This window comes from Streptomyces prasinopilosus (assembly GCF_001419695.1).
GTDB lineage: Bacteria > Actinomycetota > Actinomycetes > Streptomycetales > Streptomycetaceae > Streptomyces > Streptomyces prasinopilosus.
In genome coordinates, this window is sequence record NZ_LIRG01000756.1 from 1 (window position 1) to 4,438 (window position 4,438).

Sequence of the window (4,438 nt, forward strand, 5' to 3'; positions counted from 1 at the left end):
CGGGCCCGGGCCCGCAGGCCGATCGGGCTTCAGGCCTCAGGCCTCGGACTTCAGGTCTCGGTGCGGTACATCAGGTCCGTCTCGTGGGTGAGGAAGCCCAGCCGCTCGTAGACGGCCACCGCCGCCTTGTTGTCGGCGTCGACGTACAGCATGACGGCCGGCAGTCCCTGCCCCGCCAGATGCCGCAACCCGATCGTCGTGAGGGACTTGCCGAGCCCGCCGCCCTGGGCCTGCGGGCTCACCCCGAGGACGTACACCTCGCCGAGGTCCTCCGCCCGGTGCACCTTGGTCCAGTGGAAGCCGACGAGGCGGCCGTCCCGCTCGGCGAGGAAGAAGCCCTTCGGGTCGAACCAGGGCTCGGCCTTGCGGTCGTCGAGGTCGCGCTGGGTGAGGGAGCCCTGCTCGGGGTGGTGGGCGAACGCGGCGGCGTTCAGCGCGAGCCAGGCGGCGTCGTCCCGACCGGGGACGAAGGTGCGTACGGTCACGCCGTCGGGGAGCACCGGGTCGGGCAGGTCCAGGTCCGTCAACGGCCGCCGCATCTGCCGCAGCTCGCGGAAGAGGGTGAGGCCGAGGACCTGGGCGAGGTGCCGGGCGGCGGAGTGGCCGCCGTGCGCCCACACCCGCATCCGCTTGCCGGAGGCGGCGAGCAGCGCGGACCCGAGCGCCCGCCCGTGCCCCTGCCCCCGGTGCGAGGGGTGCACGACCAGTTCGGCGGCCGGGGGCTCGACCGGGTCGGTGTCCTCCAACTGGGCGTAGCCGACGAGTTCACCGGTGCCGGCGTCGTCCCCCTCGCCCGTGAGGGAGAGCAGCAGATGCGAGACACCCGCCCGCTCCCCGCCGCGCAGCTGCAACCGCCCCTGCTCGGACACCGCCTGCTGCCCGTCGGTCCCGGCGGCCTCGTGGAGCAGGGCGAGCACCGCCTCGACCTGCTCCGGGGAGAGCGCGGCGTACGTCTGGAGCGAGCGGGTGCGGCCGGAGCGTGCGATGTCGTCGCTGGTCATGCGTACGAGGGTAAGCCGAGCCCGCCGAAAACGGACGGGACGGGGACGGGACACGGAGGGCGTCGTGGCGGCCGGTCGGGCCGGGCGACCACCGGCCGTGGGAAAGATGACCAGGATGTGACCACGAAACCCCTGTCGCGCTACGCGCGTTGACCTTAGGCTTCCGGGCGGTCGGCCGCCTCGCCCGGATCGCTCCCGGACCCCCGTGGACCGGCCCCGGCCGACCCCGACGCATCTCGCAGCACGCACACCCGCTCACCCACGCGCACGCACCCGCTCACACTCACTCACCCCGACCCACGCAGACCCACTGGGGGGCACATGCCAGCCACATCCGCGTCGCCGGCCTCGTCGGTACAGCGCCGCAGACGCCGTACGCACCGTCTCCTCGCGACCGCGGCCGGTGTGCTCACCGTCGGCGCGCTGACCGCGGCCGCCCTGCCCGCCGGCGCTGCGAGCGCCGGTGAGGGCAGGGCCGGCACGTCGCCCGGCCACCACGAGGGCCACGGCGGCGGCAAGGGGGACAAGGGCCGTTACCAGGACGTGCAGTTGCTGTCCTTCAACGACCTGCACGGCAACCTCGAGCCCCCGTCGGGCTCCTCGGGCCGGGTCACCCGCCTCCACGAGGACGGGACGACGGAGAACATCGACGCGGGCGGTGCGGAGTACCTCGCCACGCACCTGCGCGAGGCCCGCAAGGGCAACCGCTACTCCGTCACCGCGGCCGGCGGCGACATGGTGGGCGCGTCCCCGCTGATCTCGGGCCTGTTCCACGACGAGCCCACCATCGAGGCGCTGAACAAGCTGGACCTGGACGTCACGTCCGTCGGCAACCACGAGTTCGACGAGGGCGCGAAGGAACTGGCCCGGCTGCAGAACGGCGGCTGCCACCCCGTCGACGGCTGCTACACGGACAAGGGGTTCAAGGGCGCCGACTTCCCGTACCTGGCCGCCAACGTCCTGGACGAGAAGACGGGGAAGCCCCTCCTCGACCCGTACTGGGTGTGGAGGAAGAACGGCGTCAAGGTCGGCTTCATCGGCGTGACGCTGGAGGCCACCCCGGACATCGTGTCCGCCGAGGGCGTCAGGGGCCTGTCCTTCGAGGACGAGGTCGACACCATCAACAAGTACGCCGAGGAGCTCCGGCGCCAGGGCGTGAAGTCGATCGTCGCCCTGGTCCACGAGGGCGGCTTCCCGGCCTCGTCCGCGTACAACTACGACTGCGACTCCCCGGGTGCGGGCGACGGTGTCTCCGGCCCGATCGCGGACATCGCCGGGAAGGTGTCGCCCCAGGTGGACGCGCTGGTCACCGGCCACACCCACGCGGCGTACGTCTGCACGATCCCGGACCCGGCGGGCAACCCCCGCATGGTCACCTCGGCCGCCTCCTTCGGCCGCCTCTACACGGACACCACGCTGACGTACGACCGCCGCACGGGTGACATCGCCCGTACGGCCGTGAAGTCGGCGAACCACGTGGTGACGCGGGACGTCCCCAAGGCGCCGGACATGAGCCGGCTGATCGACAAGTGGAACGCCCTCGCCGCCCCCATCGGCAACCGCGCCATCGGTCACATCTCCGGCGACATCGTCAAGGACGGCACCGAGTCCCCGCTCGGCGACCTGATCGCCGACGCCCAGCTGGAGTACGGCAGGAGCCTGGACCCGGAGACCGACCTGGCCCTGATGAACCCGGGCGGCATCCGCGCCTCCCTCACCTACGCGGCGAGCGGCGGTGAGGGCGACGGCGTGGTGACGTTCGCCGAGGGCTTCACCGTCCAGCCCTTCGCCAACACGGTCAACCTCCAGGACTTCACCGGCGCCCAGCTGATCCAGGCCCTCAAGGAGCAGGTGAGCGGCCCGAACGAGGCGGCGCCGAAGATCCTCCAGGTCTCCTCCGGCCTGACCTACACCCTGGACCTGACGAAGACCGGCGCGGACCGGGTGGTCACGGACTCCATCCGGCTGAACGGCGAGCCGATCGACGATGCCGCCACCTACCGCGTCGCCACGAACAGCTTCCTCGCGGGCGGCGGAGACGGCTTCACCACCCTCGGCGAGGGCACGGGCGACCTGGTCGGCGAGGACGACCTGACGGCCCTGGAGCGGTACCTGACGGCCAACTCCTCGGCCGCGGACCCGCTCGCCCCGCCGGCGGCGGACCGCATCACGATCGTGCGGTAGCCGACGGACGCCCTCGGAGAGGGGCCCGGCACACCCGGCAGGCCGTGCGAGGCCTACGGGTACCGGGCCCCTTCTTCCTGTTCCGGCTCAGGTCCGCTTGGGGCCGGTGATCGCCTCTCCGATCACGAAGCCCGTGGCGGGGCCCTTCGGAAGGTCGACGTCGGTTCCGTAGGGGACCCGCACGACACCCAGCCAGTCGGCCTTGTCGGGCCGAGGTTCGGTGAGGACGGTGACGGTGCCCTGTGCGTCGTGGTCGTCGATGATCACGTATACCGGGATGCCGGCGCGGGCGTATTCACGGCGCTTCCTGATCCGGTCGCGGTCCTCGTGGCGCTTTCCGGGAGAGACCACCTCGACCACCAGGCGAACCGCCGCCGCGTCGACACCGAGTCCGTCCTCGTCCGCGTACGGCTCCAGGTCCTCGGGTGCGACGAAGACATCGGGGACCCATCCCTTGTGCCGGAAGATGACGTTGGCGTCCTGGTACGCCGAGTACGCGCCCTCTCCCAGGAACCGCACCAGCGCGTTGCGCAGCCGATTGGCGATCCGGGCGTGGGACAGGCGGCCGGTGGGCGACACCTCGATGGCTCCCTCGATGATCTCGGCGCGGTAGCCCTCCGGGAGTTCCACGGCCTTCCATGCCTGCCACACGACCTCGTCCAGGTCGGGCCCGTTCCCGGTTCCGTTCTCCGGCCCGGCCGCGGTCCTGATCTCAGACATGGTTTCGGGCCTCTCGTACACAAGAGCGGTCATGGTGACGTCACCTCCTCAAGTGTGGGCTGAGCGTGCCCAGGGCACAAGCAACGCGATCACGGTAGGTGCGGGGATACGGCTGACCAGGGGATACGGCTCCTGCTCACCCGATCGGGGGAGAAACGACGCTCTGGCGTCAGAGGGCCACGAGGTCGATGACGTTGACGACGACGTGGCGGTGGGAGACGACGTGGGTGACGAAGCCGCCCCGGAAGGCCGCCGACCAGCTGTTGTCGCGGTTGCTGAGGGCCGGCGGGCCGAACGGGTCGAGCGTGAGCAGCTTCTCGAGGTCCTCGAGCGAGGTGCGCTGCGCGTCCGGTAAGGCGGCCTTGCGGGCCGCCGCGCGGTCCACGTACCGGATGGCGTACGCGCTCACCGGCACCCGCCCGCGTCGACGGGCCGGCCGTCCGCGTCATAGCCGTGGCCGTCCGCGTCGCGGAACACGAGGCCTTCGGTGTCGTCCTCCGCCATGCGCCGGACGGTGTGCTCCACGGCGTCGA

General features: G+C 71.7%; 4 protein-coding genes. 1 reads left to right on the top strand and 3 read right to left on the bottom strand.

Annotated elements, in window-relative coordinates; translation table 11 throughout:
* Window positions 1-50 precede the first annotated feature (50 nt).
* Entirely contained in the window at window positions 51-1,001 is a 951-nt protein-coding gene (mshD, locus tag AOK18_RS25870) for a mycothiol synthase (protein WP_055695903.1), read from the bottom strand.
* Window positions 1,002-1,322: 321 nt separating this feature from the next.
* Here mshD and AOK18_RS25875 point away from each other — a divergent pair, with 321 nt between their 5' ends.
* Window positions 1,323-3,185, top strand: a complete 1,863-nt coding sequence (locus AOK18_RS25875) for a bifunctional metallophosphatase/5'-nucleotidase (protein WP_055695904.1) — start codon at window positions 1,323-1,325, stop codon at window positions 3,183-3,185.
* 87 nt (window positions 3,186-3,272) lie between these two features.
* On the opposite strand, the gene AOK18_RS25880 is transcribed toward AOK18_RS25875, so the two are convergent.
* Window positions 3,273-3,938: a Uma2 family endonuclease gene (locus AOK18_RS25880; RefSeq protein ID WP_055695905.1), complete on the bottom strand. Its 666-nt coding sequence runs from the start codon at window positions 3,936-3,938 to the stop codon at window positions 3,273-3,275.
* Between the two features lie 136 nt (window positions 3,939-4,074).
* Complete coding sequence (locus AOK18_RS25885; protein ID WP_055695906.1) at window positions 4,075-4,314, bottom strand: hypothetical protein; 240 nt, start codon at window positions 4,312-4,314, stop codon at window positions 4,075-4,077.
* Window positions 4,315-4,438 lie beyond the last annotated feature (124 nt).